Origin of the sequence: Brevibacterium sp. BDJS002, assembly GCF_028201555.1 — a bacterium.
Taxonomy (GTDB): Bacteria; Actinomycetota; Actinomycetes; order Actinomycetales; family Brevibacteriaceae; genus Brevibacterium; species Brevibacterium aurantiacum.
The window spans coordinates 1,974,416-1,997,079 of record NZ_CP116392.1 but is presented as its reverse complement, the minus strand read 5'-3'; the positions used below and the strand labels follow the sequence as shown (position 1 = coordinate 1,997,079).

The window sequence follows — 22,664 nt, the reverse complement described above, 5'->3', positions numbered from 1 at the left end:
AGACTGCTCGAGCGCCCTGTCGCAGATCCCTTTTTGAGAGGAACTGCGACAGGGCGCCCGTATTTATGTGCGCAGAACTGCTGCCTTGAGGGGAATCAGGCGGGGAACCAGATTCCGATCTCGCGTTCGGCGGACTCGACGGAGTCGGATCCGTGCACCAGGTTCTTCTGAACCTTCTCTCCCCAGTCGCGACCGAGATCGCCGCGAATCGTACCCGGGGCTGCTGCCGTGGGATCTGTCGCCCCTGCCAATGAGCGGAAGCCGGGGATGACTCCCTGGCCGGAGGCGATGATCGAGACGATCGGGCCCTCTGACATGAAGTCGACGAGAGGCTGGTAGAAGGGCTTGCCTTCGTGCTCTGCGTAGTGGGCGGAGAGTTCATCGGCTGTCGCGGTCCGCAGCGACAGAGCGTCGATGCGGTAGCCCTTGGCCTCGATCCGAGCGAGGATCTGACCGACGAGTCCTCGGGCGACGCCATCGGGTTTGATGAGGATGAGAGTGCGTTCCATTCCAGTCCTTTTCGTTTGTGCGGTGATCGGCGGTCACAGTTTAACCGCCGTGAGTTTCATTCCTGTCAATCGCCGAGGCGGTTCAGGCTCGTTCGGCCACTTCCCTGTCGATCCTCGCCGACCAATATACCGACACCGCCCACATGGCGATGAAGATGGCAGCGACGAAGAACATCGAGGTGACGAGGAATCCTGAGGCCACGAGGAGGGCCTGGACGACCCAGCCCAGTGCCACACCCGGTCGTTTCTGGCCGATCTTGCGTGGAAGCAGCAGCACCGACACGATTGCCAGAACCGCAATCACGGAAGCGCCGAGGAGGAGCTGGCCCAACGTCAGGGATCCTGCAGCCTTCACTTCCAGCCCAAAGGCGGTGAGCACCGCGAAGTAGACGACGAAGAGCTCACAGATGAGGATCGAACCGCAGAGAACGGGAAACTTCGATTTCACAGTCTCATTCTTCCTTTCCGAGCAGCAGGCGGGCCTCGGCAACGGTGTGCAGTGAGCCGGTGACGACGATCCCTGGGCTCGTCGCCCCGGAACTGTTCGCCAGGTCGATGGCCTTCATCAGGGCGGCGTTGAGGTCCGGCGTCTCGAGCACAGAGTCCTCATCCACCCATTCACGAGCGGCCTCGGCGAGTTCGTGGGCTCCCAGCGCTCGAGAGTCCAGCGCCTCACTGACGACGAACACATCAGCGCTGCGGTGGAGTTCCTCGAGCACGCCGAGGACATCCTTGTCAGCGAACATCGCCAGGACCATCACGGTGTAGTCGAAGTCAAAGGCCTCGGTGATGGTCTCGGCCAGCACATGGGCCGCGTCGGGGTTGTGCGCCCCGTCGACGACCACGGCCGGTCCCGTCCGGACGAGTTCGGCGCGGCCAGGAGACGTCACGTGGGACAGGCCCTCAGCAACGGTGTCGAGAACCAGTGGCTTATCCTCGTCGCTCAGGAAGGCCTCCGCCGCGACCAACGCGACGGCGGCATTGTGCGCCTGATGAATCCCATGCAGCGGCAGGAAGATGTCCGTGTAGACATCACGGATTCCCTGCACGGTGATGAGCTGCCCGTCGACTGCACGGGTGCGGTCCAGGAGCCGGAAGCTGCGTTCCTCGGTCAGCGCGAGAATCTGTCGACGCTCCACCTCGGCGTCCAAAGCCTCCTGGGCTTCGTCGGTCTGCGTGCCGATGACAGCCACCGGATTGGGCGCCGGAGACGGATCGAGGCTGCGGTTGAGGATTCCGGCCTTGGTGGTGGCGATCTCGGTGAGGGTGTCACCGAGGAACGCCTGATGGTCAAGTCCGATCTTCGTGAAGACGCACACCTCGGCATCGGCAACGTTCGTCGAATCCCATTCACCGCCCATACCGACCTCGGTCACGACGACGTCGACGGGGGCGTCTGCGAACACCGCAAAGGCCAGGATCGTCAGCGCTTCGAAGAACGTCAGTCGACCGCGCCCCTCAGCGAGGAGTTCAGCATCGACGAGGTCGAGCACCGGTGCGATCTCGTCATGGATGCGCACGAAGGTCTCAGCCGGCACGGGGCCTCCGTCCACAGAGATCCGCTCAGTCACCGAATGCAGGTGCGGACTGGTGAAACGGCCCACTCTCAGATCGTGGGCTGTCACGATCGCGTCGATCATCCGCGCGGTCGAGGTCTTGCCGTTGGTCCCGGTGACGGTGATGACCGGAGCCGCCTGATGGATATCGCCGAGGAGCTCACAGGCCCGACGGGTCGCGTCGAGACGAACCTCGATCTGGGTCTCACCTGCACGCGCCAGCAGCGACGCATACACCCGGACGAGCTGAGAGTCAGACTGCTCGGCGTTTTCGCCCGTACTCATGCCCGGCTCACGGCCAGTCGTGTTCCCGACGGCAGCTCTTCGGGGGTGAAAACCTGCTCGTGACCGTGGACAGCGGCGAAGTCGAGCGAGGTGGCCAGGGTTTCACCGGCGATGAGGTCCCGGTGAGTGGTCAGCGCGGCGGTCAGTTCGGCTTCTGCCTCGATGACGACCGTGATTCGATCCGAGATGTGCAGGTCCAACTGCTTCCGGATGCCCTGGATGGCGCGCACGGCGTCTCGGGCCACGCCTTCGGCTTCGAGCTCGGGGGTGACACGAGTGTCGAGGGCGAGGAAGCCGGAGTCGAGCGCTGCCAGTTCCATCCCTTCCGTGCCCGATTGGGCCACGGAGTCCAGGGTGTACTCGCCGTCGACCAGGTCGATTCCGCCGCTGGTGACCGTACCGTCGTCGGCAACAGACCAATCCCCGGTCTTCGAAGCCTTGATCACCTGCTGCACCTGCTTGCCCAGACGAGGTCCGGCGGCACGGGCGTTGATCACCAGGTTCTGCGACAGGGAGAATCCTGCTGCTTCGGCTTCGGCGACATCGAGGACCTCGACCTCGCGGACGTTGAGCTCATCGGAGATGATGTCGGTGAACTCGGTGCTCAGATCGGTGTCGTCCGCAACGGTGAGCTTGGCCAGCGGCAGACGCACCCGCAGCCTGTTGGCCTTGCGCACGGACGAGGCAGTCGAGCAGATGTCGCGGGTCAGGTCCATGGCGGAGACGAGTTCGTCATCGGCGGGGAACAGGTCGGCGTCCGGATAGTCGGTCAGGTGCACCGACCGTTCTCCGGTGAGTCCGCGGTAGATCTCTTCGACGGTGAACGGCAGCAGCGGGGCTGCAACCCGGCAGAATGCTTCCAGGCAGGTGTAGAAGACGTCGAAGGACTCGTGGGTGTCTTCGGTTCCGTCCCAGAAGCGGCGACGGGAACGACGCACGTACCAGTTCGTGAGCATGTCGAGGTAGCTGCGCACGAGATCGCAGGCGGCCCAGATGTCGAGGCCCTCCATGGCTTCGGCGAACTCAGCGATCAGGTCATGGGTCTTCGCCAGCAGGTACCGGTCAAGCACCTGGCTCGAGTCGTAGCGGGATTCCGCGCGGTAGCCGGCCTTTGCACCGTCGGCTCCGTCTGCCGTGTTGGAATAGGTGGCGAAGAACTGCCAGGTGTTCCATAGCGGGAGAACGACCTGGCGCACTCCGTCGCGGATGCCCTGCTCTGTCACGACGAGGTTGCCGCCGCGCAGGATGGACGAGGCCATGAGGAACCAGCGCATCGCGTCGGAGCCGTCACGGTCGAAGACCTCGTTGACGTCGGGGTAGTTGCGCAGGGACTTCGACATCTTCTGACCGTCGGAGCCCAAGACGATGCCGTGGGAGATGCAGTTCGTGAACGCCGGACGGTCGAAGATCGCGGTGGAGAGCACGTGCAGAAGATAGAACCATCCGCGCGTCTGACCGACGTACTCGACGATGAAGTCGGCGGGGAAATGGTTGTCGAACCATTCCGAGTTCTCGAACGGATAGTGAACCTGGGCGTAGCTCATGGAGCCCGAGTCGAACCAGACATCGAAGATCTCAGGGATGCGGCGCATCATCGACTGACCGGTCGGATCATCAGGGTTCGGTCGGACCAGGTCGTCAACCCAGGGGCGGTGAAGATCGACCTCTCCTTGGTCATTGATCGGCAGGCGACCGAAGTCGGCCTCGATCTCGGACAGGGAACCGTACACATCGGTGCGTGGATATGAGGGGTCATCGGAGGTCCACACGGGGATCGGTGAACCCCAGAAGCGGTTGCGGGAGATCGACCAGTCCCGAGCGTTCTCCAGCCATTTGCCGAACTGCCCGTGCTTGACGTTGTCGGGCACCCAGTTGATCTGCTCGTTGAGCTCGACCATACGGTCCTTGAACTCGGTCACCCGAACGAACCAGGAGGACACTGCGCGGTAGATCAGCGGATTGCGGCAGCGCCAGCAGTGCGGGTAGGAGTGCTCGTAGGATTCGTGACGGATCAGCAGAGCCGAACGGCCCGTCAGCGGACCTGTGGAGTTGCGCAGATCCTTGATGATCGCCTTGTTGGCCTCGAAGACCTGCTGGCCTGCGTAGTCGGCCACGGTGGAGTCGAAGCAGCCGGCGTCGTCGACTGGGCGTGCTGCGGTGATGCCGTAGGAGTCGGTGAGGTCCTTGTCCTCTTCACCGAAGGCAGGCGACTGGTGGACGATTCCCGTGCCTTCCTCGGTCGTGACGAAGTCGGCTTCGAGGATGGTGTGCATCCGCTCGCCGAACTCGTCCTGGCGACCTTCGAAGTAGGGGAAGGGTGGCTCGTAGGCACGTCCGAGCAGCTCACTGCCGGAGAATGTGCGCAGCACTTCGGGGTTCTCCCCCAGCTCGCGCGCATAGGCGCCGAGGCGAGCCTCGGCGAGGATCAGGGTCTTGCCCTGCAGCTCCTGTGCACCGTCCTCGCCGGCGACGACTGCGACCAACGGGATTTCGGGATTGACCGCGACCGCCTGGTTGGAAGGAACAGTCCACGGGGTCGTGGTCCAGATAAGGACCCACTCGTCGGAATCCTTGAGCTTGTAGCCGACGGTCACGGCCGGATCCTGGCGCGACTTGTAGACATCGTCGTCCATCCGCAGCTCGTGATTCGACAGCGGGGTCTGGTCCTTCCAGCAGTAGGGCAGAACCCGGTAGCCCTCGTAGACGAGGCCCTTGTCCCACAGCTGCTTGAACGCCCAGATCACACTTTCCATGTATTCGACGTTGAGCGTCTTGTAGTCGTTCTCGAAGTCGACCCACCGACCCTGGCGGGTGACGTACTCTTCCCATTCCTTCGTGTACTTCAGCACCGAAGAGCGGCAGGCATCGTTGAAGGCAGCCAAGCCCATGCCGCTGATCTCAGATTTGTCGGTGATGCCCAGCTGACGCTCGGCTTCGAGCTCTGCGGGGAGTCCGTGTGTATCCCACCCGAATCGGCGGTCGACCTTCTTCCCGCGCATCGTCTGGAAGCGGGGAACGACGTCCTTGACGTATCCGGTCAGCAGGTGGCCGTAGTGAGGCAGGCCGTTGGCGAAGGGAGGACCGTCATAGAAGACGAACTCGTTCGAGCCGTTCTCACCTGAATCACGCTGATCGATCGAGGCTTGGAACGTGTCGTCCTGTTTCCAGTACGAGAGTACGGCGTCTTCGATGGCGGGAAAGTCCGGCGAGGCACTGAGGCCGAAGGCCGAGGTCGATACCTTGGGATACAACGGTTGCGTCATGAGCGTCCTTTTGAGTCACTGCGGTCACTGTCACGAGGACGACATGTCTGCCGCGGTACCACCTCGCTTATCCGCCGTGAACGTCTGTCGGATGAGACAGACGATCGGAGGATCGCTCATAGCCGGAGTGATGACGGGTCCAACCGCCCGGTTCTACTGGGCGCCCCTCCCCTGCCGACATTGTCGGTCAGGGTCGAATACGCTGTTCTTCCGGATGCTCCCCGGTGATGGCCGGATCACTGCATCCTCAATCGTATACCTTGGCCGTGGGTGTCGACCACTCCACGTCCGCAGGCGCGCATCGGTCACCGCGCATCGGCCGCCGGCCTCCCGGCTCAGAGTCCTGTGTTGCGTGCGACTTTGTGCTGTGCGGCCTGTGCGATCGGTCTGATCACCATCAGATCGACGTTGAAGTGGTGCGGCCTGGTCAGCGAGTAGACGACGGCGTCTGCGACGTCTTCGGCGGTCAGTGGATTCTCCACCCCTTCGTAGACCTTGTCGGCCTTGTCCTGGCTGCCGCCGACTCGCTTCAGCGTGAACTCCTCGGTGGCGACCATTCCGGGAGCGATTTCGATGACGCGCACGGGTTCACCGGCGAGTTCGAGTCGCAGCGTCGCTGCGATGGAATGTGTCCCGTGCTTTGCGGCAACGTACCCGCCGCCGCCTTCGTAGGCCTGATGCCCGGCGGTCGAGGACATGACGACGATGTCTCCGCGCCCGGATTCGATCAGTGCGGGCAGGAAGGCTTTGACGACCCGGAGGACTCCGAGGACGTTGACGTCGAACATGTCACGCCACCCGTCGACCGAGGCCTCAGCGACCGTGTCGGTGCCGTACGCGGCGCCGGCATTGGCAACGAGGGAGTGCACCGGTCCCCCAGCCAGCACCTCGGCGGTGAGTGCGGCAACCGCATCGTCGTCGGTGAGGTCGGCAACGATATAGCTGGCGCCGGTCTCGTCGGCCAGTGCGCGCAGCTTCTCCTCCCGCCGGGCCACAGCGACGACGTCCCAGCCCTGTTCCCGCAGCTGACGAACCGTTGCGGCGCCGATTCCCGAACTCGCCCCTGTCACGACCGCTCTGAGTGTTTCCATCGCTGTGCTTCTCCGTCCTTCTGGTTGGTGCCCGGTGATCCTTTGGATCCAGCCGCCTCTGTGCGTGCTTCGACCGGGCGATGCCTTGTTCGCCGAGGTCGTGTCTTCAGTCTACGGAGTTCTGCGGCCGGACTGGCGCAGCACGGTGGCCTCTAGGCACTGGTGGTGTCGGTGTCTGTCTTCGGTGCCGACGTGGATTTCCTTGCCCGCGGCACCCGTGGGTTCGGCTTCGCGTGGGGATTGCGTGGACCACCTTCGCCGAACACGGCGCGGACTCCGGGGATCTTGACCGCCAGCCAGGTGATGGCAGCACAGATGATCGTGTAGACGATCGGCATCACGATCGCATGGAGAATGACACCGGGGACGGTCGTGGGCAGGCCCATCTCATTGCGCAATGGGTAGAGCAGGAGCGGGTGGAGCAGGAACACCCCGAAAGAGTACGGGTAGAACCAGTGCAGCAACCGGAAACCGGTGTTCATATGGTGGTGGAGCAGAAGGTAGGCCGCCAAGGAGGCGATGACGACGCCGGGTGAGAGATATTCGTAGGGGAAGATCCATGGTTTCTCCCCCGGGCCGAGTCCGGCCCAGACGATGGTCATCGCAATCGCTCCGGCCAGGGCCAGCCAGGCCAGAACGACCCCGCGAGGGGACAGCACCACGTCCCGCAGCACCCATCCGAGGATATAGAACCCGGCCATGGGCAGGAACCGGGTGGCGATATTGGCCTCGCCCACGTCGAAGACGATGCTCACCCACTGGTCGAGCATTCCGATGCCCAGGAAGATGAGCCCCGTACCCCATTGCAGTCGCCTGGAGCCGTGAACGCTGAGCAGTCGGAAGAACGGCGTCAGCAGCGTCAGACCAGCGAGGACGTAGAGGAAGTAGAGCTGCACGAACGGGGACCCGGTGAGGATGGCGATTCCCGGGTTCCAACCGTCATCGGTCGGGAGGAGATAGAAGCGGCGGAAGACGACGTAGACAGCGGTCCAGAACACGAGGGGAATCCCGATTCTCCAGACCCGTTTGCTGAGGAACTTTCGTGGCTTGTTGCCGCGTGCCGGGTCCAAGGCGAGTGCGCCGGAGATCATGATGAAGACGGGAACCGACCAACGGGCCGCGGAGTCGAACCCGTTGGCCACCCACCAGTCTGGGCCCATGCCCGCATAGTTCTCTTCGACGACGGTCCCCAGCGAATGGATGGTCACGACTGCCACGATCGCGATCGCACGAGCAGGATTCATCCACGCGGTCGACGTGGGCGGCAGGTTCTCTGATCCGATTCTGTCCAAGGGCGCCATGCTCCAATAATCTCATTTTCAGCGACCGCCGCATCTCACGCCGCGTTCCGTGTGTGTCACACCCTTGAATCGCCGAAACCCGCTCGTACCCAGTCATCGGTTTGGCCCCAGGCCGCCCGGGTGAGAAAATCAACAACTATGAACACACCTGCCTTTTCGGACTCGACGCACGAGTCAGTGAACCTGCCGGATAAGCCGGCTCTCGAAGGACTTCGCGACAAATGGGATGCCGCGTGGAGCGACAACGAGGTCTATGCCTTCGACGTCGATACGGATCGTGAGCAGGTCTATTCGATCGATACTCCCCCGCCCACAGCGTCGGGCTCCCTGCACGTCGGGCACGTCTTCTCCTATACGCAGACCGACATCATCGCCCGGTATCAGCGCATGCAGGGAAAGAACGTGTTCTATCCCTTGGGCTGGGACGACAACGGTCTGCCGACAGAGCGCCGCGTCCAGAACTACTACGGGGTCACCTGCGAGCCCACTCAAAGCTACGATCCTGACTTCGAACCACCGGCAAAGCCTCCGAAGAACTCCCGTGACTTCGTCAAGGTCTCGCGCCAGAACTTCATCGAGCTCTGCGAGAAGCTGTCCGCTGAGGACGAGCACGTCTTCGAGGAACTCTTCCGCTCCACCGGCCTGTCCGTGGATTGGAAGTACACCTACCGAACCATTGACGACACCTCCCGCTCTGTCAGCCAGAAGGCCTTCCTCACCGATCTCGCCAACGGGCATGCCTACTCACAGGACGCCCCCACCATGTGGGACGTCACGTTCGGCACCGCTGTCGCGCAGGCCGAGCTCGAAGATCGAGACAAGGACGGCGCCTACCACAAGGTGAACTTCTACCCCGAAGGTCCCGACGGTCTCGCGGACACCTCGGCGGATCCGATCATCATCCTCACATCCCGCCCGGAGCTCATCCCCGCAGTGGTGGCACTCGTTGCTCATCCTGAGGACGAGCGCTACACCGCATCCTTCGGCACCAGAGTCGTCTCACCGCTCTTCGGCGTCAGCGTCGAAGTCCGCGCCCATGAACTGGCGAAGTCGGACAAGGGCACGGGAATTGCCATGGTCTGCACCTTCGGCGACCTCACCGACGTCACCTGGTGGCGCGAGCTCAACCTGCCCACGCGTGCCGTCATCAACCGTGGTGGACGACTCAACCTCGAAGTTCCCGAGTGGATCACGGCATCGCCGAAGCCGGATGCTGTGGCAAATTACGAGAAGCTGGCGGGAAAGACGACCTTTACCGCTCGCAAGGACATCGCCGAGATGCTCGCCGAGTCGGGTGACCTCATCGGCGAAATCGAGGCCATCACTCACCCGGTGCCGTTCTACGAAAAGGGCGACAAGCCTCTCGAGGTTGTCACCTCTCGTCAGTGGTACATCCGCAACGGCGGTCGCTCGGCCGAGCTTCGCGATGCCCTCATCGCACGCGGACGCGAGATCGAGTGGCATCCGACGTTCATGCGCTCCCGGTACGAGAACTGGGTGGAGAACCTCAACGGAGACTGGCTCGTTTCGCGCCAACGCTACTTCGGCGTGCCCATCCCGCTGTGGTACCGCTTGGACTCGGACGGGGAACCTGACTACTCGGATCCGATCGTTCCCGAGTCCCTTCCCATCGATCCCATCGCCGAGGTGCCCGCCAGGTTCACAGCCGACCAACGAGATGTGCCCGGCGGGTTCACCGCCGACCCGGATGTGCTCGATACCTGGGCGACCTCGTCGTTGACCCCGCAGCTGCTGGGCGGCTGGAGCCGCGATGACGACTTCTTCTCCAAGGTCTTCCCCTTCGATCTGCGCCCGCAGGGTCACGACATCATCCGCACATGGCTGTTCTCCACCGTGGTTCGAGCCAACTCGCTCAATGACGCCGCACCGTGGAAGCATGCCGGCCTGTCAGGTTGGATCCTCGACCCGGATCGCAAGAAGATGTCGAAGTCGAAGGGCAATGTCGTTGTTCCCACCGACATCCTCGCCGAGACGAAGCCGGGATTCGGCCCCGATGCCGTCCGCTACTGGGCTGCCAGTGCAAAGCTCGGTTCCGACACCGCCTACGACGTCACGCAGATGCAGATCGGGCGGCGTCTGGCCATGAAGCTGCTCAATGCTTCGAAGTTCGCACTCGCACAGGGCGTGCACTCCGGTCTTGTCGGTCAGCTCGGCTCGGTGACCCACGATCTCGATCGGGCGCTGCTGAAGAAACTCGCCGAGGTGGTCGATGCCGCTTCGACGCACATGGCGGCCTACGACTACGCGCATGCACTTCGTGCCGCGGAGAGCTTCTTCTGGGAATTCACCGACGACTACGTCGAGCTCGTCAAAGACCGGTCCTACGGTGCCACCGGGGATGACGATCAGCTCTCTGCCCACGTCACGCTCGCGACTGCGCTCGATGTCCTGCTGCGTCTGTTCGCCCCCTTCATGCCCTTCGTGACCGAAGAGGTGTGGTCCTGGTGGCGGACCGGATCTGTGCACAGGTCACCCTGGCCAGGTGACGAGCAGCTCACACATCCCGAGTCCTCAGTGGACCCGGAACTGTTGGTCTCAGTCGCCTCGGTGCTCACCGAGATTCGGCGAGCGAAGACCGAGGCGAAGGTCTCCCAGAAGACGCAGGTCCGCAGCCTGACCATCCATGCCCCTGCAGCTATCGTCGCCGCCATCGGCAGCGCTCAAGGCGATCTGCAGGCTGCCGGACGCATCCAGGAGCTCGTCACTGAGGAGAAGGGCGAGGAGATCACGGTTGCCGCGATCGACTTCGTCGAACAGGACTGATCTGTCCCCCTGTGTTCCAAGATAAGAACAGGAACTTCCGGGCGTCTGCGGCTTCGGACGCATACGATGGACACGACAACAGAAGTACTCACGATCTTCTTCATGGACGAAAGGCCCTTGCACAATGAGAAGCGAACTCTTTTCGAAGCGGAATGCGGAGATTCAGAACCAGGAACGCTGGACTCTGCAGTCGAACAAGATGCTGCGCACAGTGATCAACCCCAACGCCCCCATGATCGCCACGAAGGGTGCCATGGTCGCGTATCAGGGCGACGTTCGTTTCACCCACCAGGGATCGAAGTCTGTGGGTCAGTTCATGAAGAAGGCCGCCACCGGCGAGGGTGGGAATGTGATGAAGGTCGAAGGTCACGGTGAAGTCTTCTTCGCTCGTGAGGCCTCGAACATCTTCATGATGGCGCTCGAAGGTCAGCAGGATGCGCTGACCGTCAACACCTCGAATCTGCTGGCATTCGACGATGCTCTCAACTGGGAGATCAAACGAATCAAGGGCGGAATCGGTGCCATGGCCAGCGGTTCGGGACTGTTCAACCTCGAGCTCAACGGTGTGGGTACGGCCGCCATCTGCTGCAAGGGCGAGCCGATGGTCCTCGACTGCTCACAGCAGCCGACCTTCGTCGATCCGCAGGCTGCGGTGTGCTGGTCCTCGTCTTTGGCCCCACAGATCAAGACCGATGTCAGCGTCGGGACGTTCTTCGGTCGTGGTTCGGGTGAATCGGTTCAGCTTGCCTTCCACGGCCCAGGCTTCGTCGTCGTCCAGCCTGCTGAGAACGCCGTGTATACGGCTCAGGCCTAGTCAGACCAAGCCCGAGGCGCCCTGGGACGACAGGGAGCTTCGGATTGCACATATTACGACCCCGAGGTCGCCCGGTATTCACCGGGCTGCCTCGGGGTCGTTGTGTTGGAGAGTTCGTCAGGACACGGGTGTCCGTGAGTGATGGCCTCCTCCGCGCTCGACGCGATAGCGCCGAAACGTCGGGAAGATCAGTGCACAGGCGATGACGAGCACAATCACGAGGAGGCCGCCTCCGGAGGCCGCAATGGTTGTGGTCGTCAGCTCGGCGACGGTGCCGTGGAGGACATCGGCGATGCGGGGCCCGCCGGCGACGACGACGATGAACACGCCCTGCATTCGTCCGCGCATGTCATCGCTGGCAGCCTCCTGCAGCATCGTAGAGCGGAAGGCTGAGGAGATGATGTCGGCGCCGCCGCCGATGGCCAGGCCGAACAGTGCGACGATGAGGGCCGCTGTCCAGAAGTGTGAGGCGAACTCGAGCGACAGACCGAATACAGACATGGCGGCGCCCCAGACGAGGATCGCTGCGATCACTGCCAGACCTTGGCGTTCGACACGGGAGACCCAACCGGAGAAGATGCCTGCCAGAGCACTGCCTGCCGCCAATGAGGCGAACAGGAGTGAGAAGACGATGCCGCCGGCGGGTGGACCGCCGAAGGTTTCCGTGGCGATCTGCGGGAACAGTGCTCTGGGCATACCGAAGACCATGGCGATGACGTCGACCAGCAGGGAGACCATGACGACCGTGTTCGTGCCCAAGTAGCGGAAGCCGTCGATGACGCCCTTGAAACCGGAGCGAGTGTCGGGCTGCTTCAGCGGCACCAGAACAGGCAGACGCATCACCGCGTAGAGGGTGGTGGCCAGGAACAGCGCATCGATGAGGTAGAGCATCTGGTAGCCCACCACGGGGATCAGTGCTCCCCCGATGATCGGGCCCGCCACGGCGCCAAGTGTCATGACGGTCATATTGAGCGAATTGGCCGACGGCAGAAGGTCCAGCGGAACGATTGTAGGCAGCAGCGCACCCTTCGCGGGCTGGTTGAGACCGAAGAAGGCCTGCTGCAGGGAGAACACGCTCAGCAGCAGCCACACGTTGTCGACCTGCATGAGCGCGAGCACTGCCAACAGAGTGCTCGCGATGATCAGTCCCGCGGTGGAGACGATGAGCAGTCTGCGCCGGTCGATGACGTCGGCGAGTGAACCGCCCCACAGTCCGAACACGATGAGCGGAACCAGGCCGAAGATGCCGCTGAGGCCGACGTACCCGGATGACCCGGTGATGTGATAGATCTGTGCGGGAATGGCCACGACAGTCATCTGGGCGCCGATGACGGTGACGATATTGGCCACCCAGAGGCGGCGGAAGTTGTCGTATCTTAAGGGCCGGGTATCAGCGAACAGCCGCATCTAGCGAGGGGCGTCAGGCTGATTTTTTGGATGTCCGAGGCTGCTCGCGAGGAACCAGTGTGGGGGCTGCGTTCTTGTCCACGACTTCTCTGGTCACGACCACCTCGGCGATGTCCTCGCGTGAAGGAACATCGAACATGACCGGCTGCAGGACCTCTTCGAGGATGGACCGCAGGCCACGTGCTCCGGTTCCTCGCAGCAGGGCAAGGTCGGAGATGGCTTCAAGTGCGTCGGTCTCGAAGCGGAGTTCGACATTGTCGAACTCGAACATGCGCTGGTACTGCTTGACCAGAGCATTCTTAGGCTCTGTGAGGATCGAGATCAGTGCGGCGCGGTCAAGTGTGGAGACTGTGGCCAGCACCGGCAGACGTCCGATGAACTCGGGAATGAGTCCGAACTTCAGCAGATCCTCGGGCAGGATGTCGGCGTAGAGGTCCTCTTCGTCGTTCTTCGACTGCAGGAGCGCCCCGAACCCGATGCCGTGTTTGCCCTTGCGCCCGGCGACGATCTCTTCCATGCCTGCGAACGCTCCGGCGACGATGAACAGCACGTTCGTGGTGTCGATCTGGAGGAAGTCCTGATGGGGGTGTTTGCGCCCACCCTGCGGCGGAACTGATGCCTGGGTTCCCTCGAGAATCTTCAGCAGCGCCTGCTGAACGCCTTCACCGGAGACATCGCGAGTGATTGAGGGGTTCTCCGACTTACGGGCGATCTTGTCGATCTCGTCGATGTAGATGATGCCGTGTTCGGCCTTCTGGATATCAAAGTCCGCGGCCTGGATGAGTTTGAGCAGAATGTTCTCGACGTCTTCGCCGACGTAGCCGGCTTCGGTCAGTGCGGTCGCGTCTGCAACGGCGAACGGCACATCGAGCCGCTTGGCCAGCGACTGCGCCAGGTAGGTCTTACCGGATCCGGTGGGGCCGACGAGAAGAATGTTGGACTTCGCGATCTCGACCTCGGTGTCGTCTGAGCCCAGGGTCTTCGTGTCTTCTGCACCCTGCAGAGAGCGGATGCGCTTGTAATGGTTGTAGACGGCGACGGAGAGAGCCTTCTTCGCGGGCTCCTGACCAACCACGTATTCCTGTAGGAAGTCGAAGATCTCGCGGGGTTTCGGCAGTTCGATCTCGGTGTGCTCGGCGGTGCCTTCGCTGAGCTCTTCTTCGATGATCTCGTTGCACAGCCCGATGCATTCATCGCAGATGTAAACGCCAGGTCCGGCAATGAGCTTCCGAACCTGTTTCTGCGATTTCCCACAGAAATTACATTTGAGCAGGTCTGCTCCGTCCGCACTGCGAGCCACTGTCACAACCTTCCGCCGGGGCACCTGGCCCCAACTCTACCGCCCGTGTTTCCTGTACCTCAATAGCTTCCCATACGGGACTGACATGAGCGGCCAGAACCGTCATTCGGTGTGTCGGAGAGCCCGGACCCACCCAAACTGTCGAGAAGGCCCAAACTACTCGGCGCCACACCCTGTGGCAACTCCCGCCGCCACAGACTGCCTTGGGCCCGGACAGACGCTGCCTGTCCGGGCCCAAAGATGTTCGTGTGTCTCAGACTGCCTTGCGCGAGGTCAGCACCTGGTCGACGAGTCCGTAGTCCTTCGCCTGTTCGGCGGTGAGGAAGAGGTCACGTTCGATGTCGTTCGAGACCTGCTCCGGGGACTTGTTCGAGTGGTCGGACAATGTCGTCTCCAGCCACTGGCGCATCCGGAATACCTCTGCGGCCTGGATTTCGATGTCCGAGGCCTGTCCCTGTCCCTGGCCCTCCATAGCGGGCTGGTGGATGAGGACGCGGGCGTTGGGCAGAGCCAGACGCTTGCCGGGGGTGCCGGCGGCGAGAAGAACCGCGGCAGCTGAGGCTGCCTGACCGAGGCAGACGGTCTGGATCTCCGGCTTGATGTACTGCATCGTGTCGTAGATGGCCGTCATCGCAGTGAACGAGCCGCCTGGCGAGTTGATGTAGAGCGTGATGTCACGGTCCGGATCCTGCGATTCGAGGACCAGGAGCTGAGCCATCACATCGTCGGCGCTGGTGTCGTCGACCTGGACGCCCAGGAAGATGACACGATCATCGAACAGCTTCGTGTAGGGATCCTGGCGCTTGAAGCCGTAAGGAGTCCGCTCTTCGAACTGGGGCATGACATAACGGGACTGCGGCATGTTGCCAGCGGTGGACCCAGGCATAAAGTTCATTGAATTCATTCTTCCTTGACTCCCACTCAGTTGTCGGTGACGTCGGACGAACGGGTCACCATCTTGTCGATGAAGCCGTATTCGAGAGCTTCTTCGGCGGTGAACCAGTGGTCGCGGTCGTTGTCCTTGAGGATCTGCTCCAGGGTCTTGCCGGTCTGTTCGGCAGTCAGCTCTGCCATCTGCTTCTTCATGTGCAGAATGAGCTCGGCCTGGATCTTGATGTCGGTGGCGGTGCCTCCGATGCCGCCCAGCGGCTGGTGCATGAGGATGCGAGCGTGTGGCGTGGCATAGCGTTTGCCGGGTGCACCCGAGGACAGCAGGAACTGTCCCATGGATGCGGCCATTCCCATGGCCACGGTGGACACATCGGGCTTGATGTACTGCATGGTGTCGTAGATCGCCATTCCCGCGGTGACCGAACCACCCGGGGAGTTGATGTAGAGCGAGATGTCCGCATCAGGATCCTCTGCCGCCAGCAGCATCATCTGTGCACAGATGGCGTTGGCGTTGGAGTCACGCACCTCCGAGCCGAGCCAGATGATGCGCTCCTTGAGCAGACGGTTGAAGATGTGGTCATCGAGACCCATTGCCCCACCGGCGTCGAGGCCGACGGGCGCTGTCATTTCGTGTGCGCTCACGTTTCACTCCTGTTGGTCTTTGGTTGCTTTGATATGGACTCTAACTGCTCAACGGTCCGTTTTAGTCCGTCGAAGCACCTGTGTTCGCCATCAGCGTGATCGTGCATCGGATTCGGACTCATGGACCGTGAACCGCGGCGCCACGCAAGGGCCGACGTCGCTGTGGTGCCTGGGTGGAACTATGCAAAACGGTGGGCACGGAATAATTCCCGTACCCACCGTTGAAAGCTCAGTCACCGCCGAGGCGGTGCGACGTCACTTCTCGTCGTCGCCTTCGGCCACGACGGTCTCGTCTGAGTCCTCAGCCGTCTCGTCTGAGTCCTCGGCGCCCTCTGGTGCCTCTTCCTCAGGAGGAGTGGTGAACTCTTCCATGTCGACGACGTTGCCTTCGGTGTCCTTGACGACGGCACCGGCGAGGGCGGCGGCCAGGGCCTTGCGACGCGAGACCTCTCCGACCAGTGCGTTGACCTGCCCGGAGCTGTCGAGCATCTGCGCGAACTCGTTCGGGTTCATGCCGTACTGCTGTGAAGCGGAGATGAGGTATTCGATGAGCTCGGGCTGTGTCACCTCGACCTCTTCGGCCTCGGCGATCGCGTCGAGGATGAACTGAGTGCGCAGGTTGCGCTCGGTCTCCTCGGTGACCTCCTTGCGGTGCTCATCGTCGTCCACACGGCTCTCGGACTCGAGGTGGCGCTCGACCTCGTCGGTGACGACCTTCTCGGGAACCGGCACGTTGAGGGTCTCGATGAGAGATTCGAGGACCTTGTCGCGTGCCTGAGCACCCTGGTCGGTCTCCTTCTGCTTGGCAGCCTGCTCACGCAGGTCCGTGCGCAGCTCGTCGATCGTGTCGAACTCGCTGGCCAGCTGAGCGAAGTCATCATCGGCTTCCGGCAGTTCGCGAACCTTGACCGCGCTGAGCGTGATGGAGACTGTACCGGTCTCGCCGGCGTGCTCTCCACCAGCAAAGGTGGTCTCGAAGGTCGTGGTCTCGTCTGCCGACAGTCCGTCGAGTGCTTCGTCCATGCCATCGAGCATGGTTCCGGCACCGACCTGGTAGGAGATGTCGGAGGCGGTGTCGATCTCTTCGCCGTCGATGGTGGCGACGAGGTCGAGGGTCACGAAGTCGTCCTTGGCTGCTGGACGGTCAACGGAGCTCAGGGTCCCGAAACGGGTACGCAGCTGCTCGAGTTCGGCATCGACGTCGTCATCGGTGACCTCGATCGGGTCGACCTCGACGCTGATGGTGTCGTAGGCAGGCAGTTCGATCGCCGGGCGAACGTCAACCTCGACCGTGAAGGTCAGGTCGCCGTCTTCGGTGCCGTCGAGGCCGGGGACCTCTGAGATCTCAACCTCGGGCTGGCCCAGCGGCTTGAGATCGTTCTCTTCGACGGCTTCGCGGTAGAACCCGTCAAGACCGTTGTTGACGGCCTCCTGGATCACTGCAGGTCGACCAACGCGCTGATCGATGATTCGAGCAGGGACCTTGCCCTGGCGGAAGCCGGGGATGGTCACCTGGCCACCGATGGTCTTGTATGCCTCGTCGATGCTCGGCTTGATTTCGGCGTATGGGACATCCACGCTGATCTTGACCCGCGTGGGGTCGAGTTGCTCGACGGAGCTCTTCACAGTGCGACCTTTCAATTTCGACAGTCATGCATATTCGGTCTTCTGGTGACCGGGAGGGAGCGAAAGTCCACGATGAGATCGCGCACGTCCGCAAGACGCAGTCACCCATATTACGCGAAACCTGGGAGAAAACACGAAACAGGCGGGCCACTGCCGGGCATGAGTTCGCGAGGAGCGCAATCCGCACCGACGGCGGCGGACCGCCGGACCCGTGCCTGCGCCACCGGGTCGGGCACACGCACTTCCACCGAAGGTCAGGATCACCGGGGATGGAGCTCGTCAAGGCCGATGATGACATTGGATGCCGTCCACGACAGAGGAGCCACCGACAGCGCAGCACCTTCTGCGCTCACCTTCTCAGGAAAGGAACCGGCCTGAGTGCGGTACTCACCCAACCAGTCGAGAATCCCTTCGGCCTGCACTCGGGCCCCTATACGGGCGAACCCGAGGCCCATGAGAGACGTTGACGGTGTCCAGCTCGTCTGGTCGAAGATCCACCCGTGGCCGGGTTTGATCCCACCAGCAGGTTGGCTCAGCCTGTCCCACACATGGTCAAGCGTCGATGCATCCAATCCCAGACCCGCACCCGCTGCCGGCAGGTAGGCCACCGCCGAATCGAGTCCCCCCGAGGTTGGGTAGCGCTGCAGTCCGTTGGCGATGAATGTGCGAGCAAACGTCGCCTCGTACGCCGCGCAGCTGTCGCCGAGAGCCTCGACTCCCCCATCGATGTGTGCCCACAGCCCATCGGTGTGCTCGGCGAGATCGACCAGCGCCTGCAGACCCAGCAGAGTGGGACCGGCCGTGCCCAGAGTGACTTGGGATTCGCTGACTTCCCAGTAGTCAGAGGACACCGGTGGCAGCGCGGTGCCGCGTTCGGTCCGGTGGAACAGACGCGCGGAGGACCGTCGCAGCATCGGGGCCATGGCCTCGAGGTCCACGGTGCCTCCGGCAGCGCCTTCAGCGCGGGTCGACGAGGCATGAACCTCACTCACGCCCCAGAGAAGGAGACCCAGCGCATCGAATTGGGAGGGGCGCGCGTCCGGGGCCTCCCCCGAATCGGGAGTGAAACGCGCGGCGAACGATCCATCGGATGACTGCAGAGATTGCAGATGGAGGAGATGATTCCATGCCAGATCGATCAGGCCGACTCGGGCCAGCGCGACAGCGGCGAAGGCCGCGTCCCGTGGCCAGATATAGCGCCAAGGTTGGGCCCAGCTGGCCACTGTCGCAGGCAATGAGTCGGTGAGAACCCAGAGATCGAGCAGCGCCGAGGTGGCAAGATCGCGACGTTGTTCGGGCAGCCGCGATAGCCACGACGAGCACCGATCGAGGAATTCCCTCTGCCGCTGCTTCGGCCCCGGATCCTCGATTCCGGGCATGACACGGTAATCTGGCTGCAGTTCCAGTCCCGCTTCTGCCCCAACACCCTCCCGAGTGGTCCCCGATGTGAAGGCGACCGTGACCGAGCGAAGATGATCATTCCGGCCCACCTCGGCGAGGATGTCGGTTCCCGACGATGTCACGAAGCCGGCACCGAGCACGCCTGCACCGCTCAGGGCACCGGTGAGGAGCTGACGGCGACTCGGCCGGGACCGGAACGGTCGACGGCGCTGGGGATCGGATGTCATGTGGAAACGGACTTTCTGACGTGGGCTGCCTTCGGCTGTGAATGGAGCCGCCTCGGTCATCCGGCGTGGTGTCATGCAATGTCGTTCGGGCAGAGAGCCTGCGTGGGAACCCGGGCGCACACTTCCGGATCCTCCCGAATTCTACCTCTGTCCGAATGCACGGCACCATGGCAGGAATCGCACCGGGAGGAATGAGCGCAGAACCAAAAAAACCGGCCGACCATATGGTCCGGCCGGTAAGCGGAGGGGATGACGGGAATCGAACCCGCACCATCAGTTTGGAAGACTGAGGCTCTACCATTGAGCTACATCCCCGTGTTGCGTTAACGACTATAGTCGACATCCGCACCGGCCGCCAAATCGATTGAAGATGAGCTGGGTCACAGCGCTCGACGCGACCGTGACCGACAGCTGTGAGCTGCATCCCATTCACGCCATCAGGCCGAATCGATGTGCATCTGTCCCCCTGTCTGTGGTTAGATTGTCTCCGTCGCGGGATGTGGCGCAGCTTGGTAGCGCATCTGTTTTGGGAACAGAGGGTCGCAGGTTCAAATCCTGTCATCCCGACGATAGTGAAGCCGCTCGGACTCAAAGTCCGGGTGGCTTTCTTCGTATTCACGCCACGGACCTGCCTGGGATGCACCCCGGATCCGCCGGAAGACACCGTGGGCGCGTGTGGGAGACAATGGGAGAGCAGAGTCGCAGACTGCCGAGGCCGAAAGGTACGCCGCCCATGTCGATCCGAGACCACGACAGCAGTCCCCTGAGTTCGCGTCCTTCACCCCCAGGTCACCGGCGCACCAACCCGCAGGTGGGAACATCTCCGACGACGACTCATCATCGAAGCCGCGCTGCCGGGCTCATTCTGGCGCTGGTTCTCAGCGGCTGCAGCTCCGATCGTCCACCTGCCCCCTCGGCTACCTCGTCTCGCCCACATCAGCTGCCGGCGACACGACCGGCGAGGAACGCGGGTCCACCGCAGACCCCGAGGAGGTGGCGACGAATCTTCAGGCTCCATGGTCGATCGCCTTCTACAAGGGCACGGCGTTGGTCAGTGAGAGAGACTCCGCTCGCATCCTCGAAGTCGACGACGAACGCCCAGCACAGCCCAGAGAGGTCACGACGGTCGCCGGCGTGTCCGCCTCTGGTGAGGGCGGGCTCTTGGGTCTGAGCGTGCGTGGGGACAGTCTCTTCGCGTACTTCACCGCCGAGTCGGACAACCGGATCCAACGGTTCCCCCTCAGGACAGGCTCGGACGGGGTTGAGCTCGGCTCACCGGAGACGATCGTCGACGGCATCGCGAAGGCCGGCTTCCATAATGGTGGGCGTCTGGCGTTCGGTCCCGACGGAATGCTCTATGCCACGGTCGGTGACGCAGGGAATCAGGACTCCGCGCAGGAACGCGAGTCGCTCTCAGGCTCGATCCTTCGGATGAAGCCCGACGGCACGGTGCCTGAGGACAATCCCTTCCCCGACTCACTCGTCTTCTCCTATGGGCACCGGAACCCTCAGGGGCTGGCCTGGGATGACGATGGCACGATGTATGCCAGCGAGTTCGGTCAGGACACATGGGATGAGCTCAACATCATCGAACCCGGCGGCAACTACGGCTGGCCGGAGGTCGAAGGAATCTCAGAGGATGGGGCCGACGGGGGTGATTTCATCGACCCGGTTCAGCAGTGGCGGCCCGATGAGGCCAGTCCGAGTGGAATCGCCATCAGTGATGACCGCCTGCTCATCGCCAATCTTCGCGGCCAGGTGCTGCGGACCGTGCCCCTCTCGGACCTCGCCGAGGCTGAGGTCGCCTATGCCGGCGAGTTCGGTCGACTGCGCGACGTGGTGTCCGGACCCGAAGGCGAGATCTGGTTACTGACGAACAATACCGACGGACGTGGGGATCCGGCCGCCGACGACGACCGGATCCTGCACATTCCCGCTGACTTCAGCACCGACGACTGAGGGCAGCTGTCACAATCGACTTCAGCGCTGGAAGTCGATGACCTGCCGCACGACAGTTCCCTCGGCGAGGGCGTCGAAGGCCGCGTTGAGGTCCTCGAGTCCGATCGTGTCCGAAACCAGCTCTTCGACCGGCAGCTTGCCCTGACGCCACAGATCCGCGTAGACGGGAATGTCACGACTGGGCACTGCGGAACCCAGATACGAACCGATGACGGTGCGTGCCTCGGCAGTGAGTGTGACAGGGGTGATGTGGGACTGCGCATCGGGGGCGGGCAGTCCCACTGTGACGGTCTTCCCACCCACAGCTGTTGCCGAGAACGCGGTTTCGAAGGCGCGGGCATGACCAACGCATTCGATGACGATCGGTGCCCGCCGCTCCCCCAGCTGCTCGGGCGTGTACACCTCGACCGCGCCCAGCTCCTTGGCTCGAACCAGTTTGTCCGGATTCGCATCGACGCCGATCACACCCGCAGTCTCAATCGACAGCGCCGTGATCAGAGCGGCCATGCCGACTCCGCCCAAACCGACGATCATGATCTCGTCCTCGGGTCCGGGAGATCCCGCGTTGAGGACCGCTCCACCGCCGGTGAGCACCGCGCAGCCGAGCACTGCCGCAATCGACGCGGGAACATCGGAGGCGACCGGAACGACGGAGGCGCGGTTGAGCACGGCATGGGAGGCGAAGACCGATGCACCGAGATGATGGAGCACCTCGGCGCCCGAATCGTCGTGGAGTCGGACCTTGTGTCCGTCGAATGGGAGCGTGCCGGCCCCATTCGTGGCGCTTCCCGGTGTGCACGGGAGTTTGCCGTCGGTGCGGCAGTTCGCACACTCGCCGCAGCGGGGCAGGAACACGGTCACGACCTGCTCACCGATCTCGAGGTCGGTGACGCCTTCGCCGAGTTCTTCGACGATGCCCGCGCCTTCGTGGCCGAGGAGCATCGGCAGGGGCCGTGGACGGTTGCCGTCGACGACGGACAGGTCGGAATGGCAGACGCCGGCAGCGCTCAGTCGGATGAGCACCTCACCGGGGCCGGGCCCATCGAGCTCGAGCTCCTCGATCGACATCGGCTCAGTTCTCGCATAGGGGCGGGCGGCCCCCATCTCGCGAAGCACCGCACCTCGGATCTTCACAGCGCCGAGGGACCTTCGGCCTCGTAGGCGTCCATGATCCGAATCCGACGCTCGTGGCGCTCTTCGCCGGAGAACGGTTCTGCCAAGAACGCGTCGACGATGGCGATGGACTCAGCCTCTGTGTGCTGCCTGGCCCCGACCGAGACGATCTGGGCATTGTTGTGCTCACGAGCGAGCTTGGCGATATCGGTGTTCCACGCGAGAGCCGTCCGTGCCCCCTTGACCTTGTTCGCTGCGATCTGCTCACCGTTGCCCGAACCGCCGATGACGACGCCGAGGGCCTCGACGCCTGCCGCCTGATCATCAACGACGGCCTGGGCCGCAGCGATGCAGAAGGCGGGATAGTCATCGAGTGCGTCGTATTCGTGGGCACCGTGGTCGACGACCTCGAAACCCGAATCGCCGAGGTGGGCTTTGAGGGTCTCTTTGAATTCGAATCCTGCGTGGTCCGTGCCGAGATGAACCTTCATATGG

At 62.8% G+C, this 22,664-nt stretch carries 17 protein-coding genes and 2 tRNA genes; 4 read left to right on the top strand and 15 right to left on the bottom strand.

All coding sequences use genetic code 11. The features are described from left to right. Positions 1 to 95: 95 nt before the first annotated feature. The 6 genes from ndk to PGC08_RS09280 form a co-directional block, all read right to left on the bottom strand. Entirely contained in the window at positions 96 to 509 is a 414-nt protein-coding gene (ndk, locus tag PGC08_RS09305; protein WP_009884161.1) for a nucleoside-diphosphate kinase, read from the bottom strand. 82 nt (positions 510 to 591) lie between these two features. Then, a complete protein-coding gene (locus tag PGC08_RS09300; RefSeq protein ID WP_271710002.1) occupies positions 592 to 957 on the bottom strand; it encodes a DUF4233 domain-containing protein in 366 nt (121 codons plus the stop codon). Positions 958 to 961: 4 nt separating this feature from the next. Next, complete coding sequence (locus PGC08_RS09295) at positions 962 to 2,350, bottom strand: bifunctional folylpolyglutamate synthase/dihydrofolate synthase (protein ID WP_271710001.1); 1,389 nt, start codon at positions 2,348 to 2,350, stop codon at positions 962 to 964. Then, positions 2,347 to 5,613 (bottom strand): isoleucine--tRNA ligase, encoded by a 3,267-nt coding sequence (ileS, locus tag PGC08_RS09290; protein ID WP_009884158.1) that lies wholly within the window; start codon positions 5,611 to 5,613, stop codon positions 2,347 to 2,349. The genes PGC08_RS09295 and ileS overlap by 4 nt, the downstream gene beginning before the upstream one ends. Positions 5,614 to 5,948: 335 nt before the next feature. Beyond that, the gene (locus PGC08_RS09285) at positions 5,949 to 6,704 is read right to left on the bottom strand and encodes an SDR family oxidoreductase (protein WP_009884157.1); all 756 of its coding nucleotides are present in this window, start codon (positions 6,702 to 6,704) and stop codon (positions 5,949 to 5,951) included. 152 nt (positions 6,705 to 6,856) lie between these two features. After that, a complete protein-coding gene (locus PGC08_RS09280) occupies positions 6,857 to 8,005 on the bottom strand; it encodes an acyltransferase (RefSeq protein ID WP_096146463.1) in 1,149 nt (382 codons plus the stop codon). A gap of 138 nt (positions 8,006 to 8,143) precedes the next feature. Here PGC08_RS09280 and valS point away from each other — a divergent pair, with 138 nt between their 5' ends. Continuing rightward, complete coding sequence (valS, locus tag PGC08_RS09275) at positions 8,144 to 10,789, top strand: valine--tRNA ligase (protein WP_271710000.1); 2,646 nt, start codon at positions 8,144 to 8,146, stop codon at positions 10,787 to 10,789. A gap of 124 nt (positions 10,790 to 10,913) precedes the next feature. Continuing rightward, positions 10,914 to 11,603: an AIM24 family protein gene (locus tag PGC08_RS09270; protein ID WP_009884154.1), complete on the top strand. Its 690-nt coding sequence runs from the start codon at positions 10,914 to 10,916 to the stop codon at positions 11,601 to 11,603. Positions 11,604 to 11,720: 117 nt separating this feature from the next. Here PGC08_RS09270 and PGC08_RS09265 read toward each other — a convergent pair whose 3' ends face one another. From PGC08_RS09265 to PGC08_RS09235, 7 genes are all read right to left on the bottom strand, one after another. Beyond that, positions 11,721 to 13,010, bottom strand: coding sequence for an MFS transporter (locus tag PGC08_RS09265; protein ID WP_101583650.1), 1,290 nt, complete (start codon positions 13,008 to 13,010; stop codon positions 11,721 to 11,723). Between the two features lie 13 nt (positions 13,011 to 13,023). Then, positions 13,024 to 14,310 (bottom strand): ATP-dependent Clp protease ATP-binding subunit ClpX, encoded by a 1,287-nt coding sequence (gene clpX / locus PGC08_RS09260; protein WP_096146481.1) that lies wholly within the window; start codon positions 14,308 to 14,310, stop codon positions 13,024 to 13,026. A gap of 253 nt (positions 14,311 to 14,563) precedes the next feature. After that, positions 14,564 to 15,205 (bottom strand): ATP-dependent Clp protease proteolytic subunit, encoded by a 642-nt coding sequence (locus PGC08_RS09255; RefSeq protein ID WP_029417364.1) that lies wholly within the window; start codon positions 15,203 to 15,205, stop codon positions 14,564 to 14,566. Between the two features lie 26 nt (positions 15,206 to 15,231). Then, on the bottom strand, positions 15,232 to 15,828 hold the full coding sequence (locus PGC08_RS09250) for an ATP-dependent Clp protease proteolytic subunit (RefSeq protein ID WP_009884093.1): 597 nt from the start codon (positions 15,826 to 15,828) through the stop codon (positions 15,232 to 15,234). 270 nt (positions 15,829 to 16,098) lie between these two features. Next, entirely contained in the window at positions 16,099 to 17,469 is a 1,371-nt protein-coding gene (gene tig / locus PGC08_RS09245) for a trigger factor (protein ID WP_271709999.1), read from the bottom strand. Positions 17,470 to 17,729: 260 nt separating this feature from the next. After that, on the bottom strand, positions 17,730 to 19,097 hold the full coding sequence (locus PGC08_RS09240; RefSeq protein WP_271709998.1) for a hypothetical protein: 1,368 nt from the start codon (positions 19,095 to 19,097) through the stop codon (positions 17,730 to 17,732). Between the two features lie 244 nt (positions 19,098 to 19,341). Beyond that, positions 19,342 to 19,412, bottom strand: a tRNA-Gly gene (locus PGC08_RS09235). Between the two features lie 178 nt (positions 19,413 to 19,590). On the opposite strand from PGC08_RS09235, the gene PGC08_RS09230 reads away from it, so the two are divergent. Together PGC08_RS09230 and PGC08_RS09225 are read left to right on the top strand one after the other, a co-directional pair. Then, positions 19,591 to 19,664 (top strand) — tRNA-Pro (locus PGC08_RS09230). A gap of 426 nt (positions 19,665 to 20,090) precedes the next feature. Continuing rightward, on the top strand, positions 20,091 to 21,056 hold the full coding sequence (locus PGC08_RS09225; protein WP_271709997.1) for a PQQ-dependent sugar dehydrogenase: 966 nt from the start codon (positions 20,091 to 20,093) through the stop codon (positions 21,054 to 21,056). A 21-nt stretch (positions 21,057 to 21,077) separates the two neighbouring features. Here PGC08_RS09225 and PGC08_RS09220 read toward each other — a convergent pair whose 3' ends face one another. Both PGC08_RS09220 and PGC08_RS09215 read right to left on the bottom strand, forming a co-directional pair. Further along, a complete protein-coding gene (locus tag PGC08_RS09220; protein WP_096146453.1) occupies positions 21,078 to 22,190 on the bottom strand; it encodes an alcohol dehydrogenase catalytic domain-containing protein in 1,113 nt (370 codons plus the stop codon). Continuing rightward, the gene (locus PGC08_RS09215; protein ID WP_069600059.1) at positions 22,187 to 22,660 is read right to left on the bottom strand and encodes a ribose-5-phosphate isomerase; all 474 of its coding nucleotides are present in this window, start codon (positions 22,658 to 22,660) and stop codon (positions 22,187 to 22,189) included. The genes PGC08_RS09220 and PGC08_RS09215 overlap by 4 nt, the downstream gene beginning before the upstream one ends. Positions 22,661 to 22,664: the final 4 nt, after the last annotated feature.

Bases quoted from the DNA above. Each gene is read 5' to 3' on its own strand.
- valS (WP_271710000.1), top strand. From the start codon at position 8,144: ATGAACACACCTGCCTTTTCGGACTCGACGCACGAGTCAGTGAACCTG.
- ndk (WP_009884161.1), bottom strand. From the start codon at position 509: ATGGAACGCACTCTCATCCTCATCAAACCCGATGGCGTCGCCCGAGGA.
- PGC08_RS09240 (WP_271709998.1), bottom strand. From the start codon at position 19,097: ATGACATCCGATCCCCAGCGCCGTCGACCGTTCCGGTCCCGGCCGAGT.
- PGC08_RS09255 (WP_029417364.1), bottom strand. From the start codon at position 15,205: ATGAACTTTATGCCTGGGTCCACCGCTGGCAACATGCCGCAGTCCCGT.
- PGC08_RS09270 (WP_009884154.1), top strand. From the start codon at position 10,914: ATGAGAAGCGAACTCTTTTCGAAGCGGAATGCGGAGATTCAGAACCAG.
- PGC08_RS09215 (WP_069600059.1), bottom strand. From the start codon at position 22,660: ATGAAGGTTCATCTCGGCACGGACCACGCAGGATTCGAATTCAAAGAG.
- PGC08_RS09285 (WP_009884157.1), bottom strand. From the start codon at position 6,704: ATGGAAACACTCAGAGCGGTCGTGACAGGGGCGAGTTCGGGAATCGGC.
- ileS (WP_009884158.1), bottom strand. From the start codon at position 5,613: ATGACGCAACCGTTGTATCCCAAGGTATCGACCTCGGCCTTCGGCCTC.
- PGC08_RS09280 (WP_096146463.1), bottom strand. From the start codon at position 8,005: ATGGCGCCCTTGGACAGAATCGGATCAGAGAACCTGCCGCCCACGTCG.
- PGC08_RS09295 (WP_271710001.1), bottom strand. From the start codon at position 2,350: ATGAGTACGGGCGAAAACGCCGAGCAGTCTGACTCTCAGCTCGTCCGG.
- PGC08_RS09250 (WP_009884093.1), bottom strand. From the start codon at position 15,828: ATGACAGCGCCCGTCGGCCTCGACGCCGGTGGGGCAATGGGTCTCGAT.
- PGC08_RS09265 (WP_101583650.1), bottom strand. From the start codon at position 13,010: ATGCGGCTGTTCGCTGATACCCGGCCCTTAAGATACGACAACTTCCGC.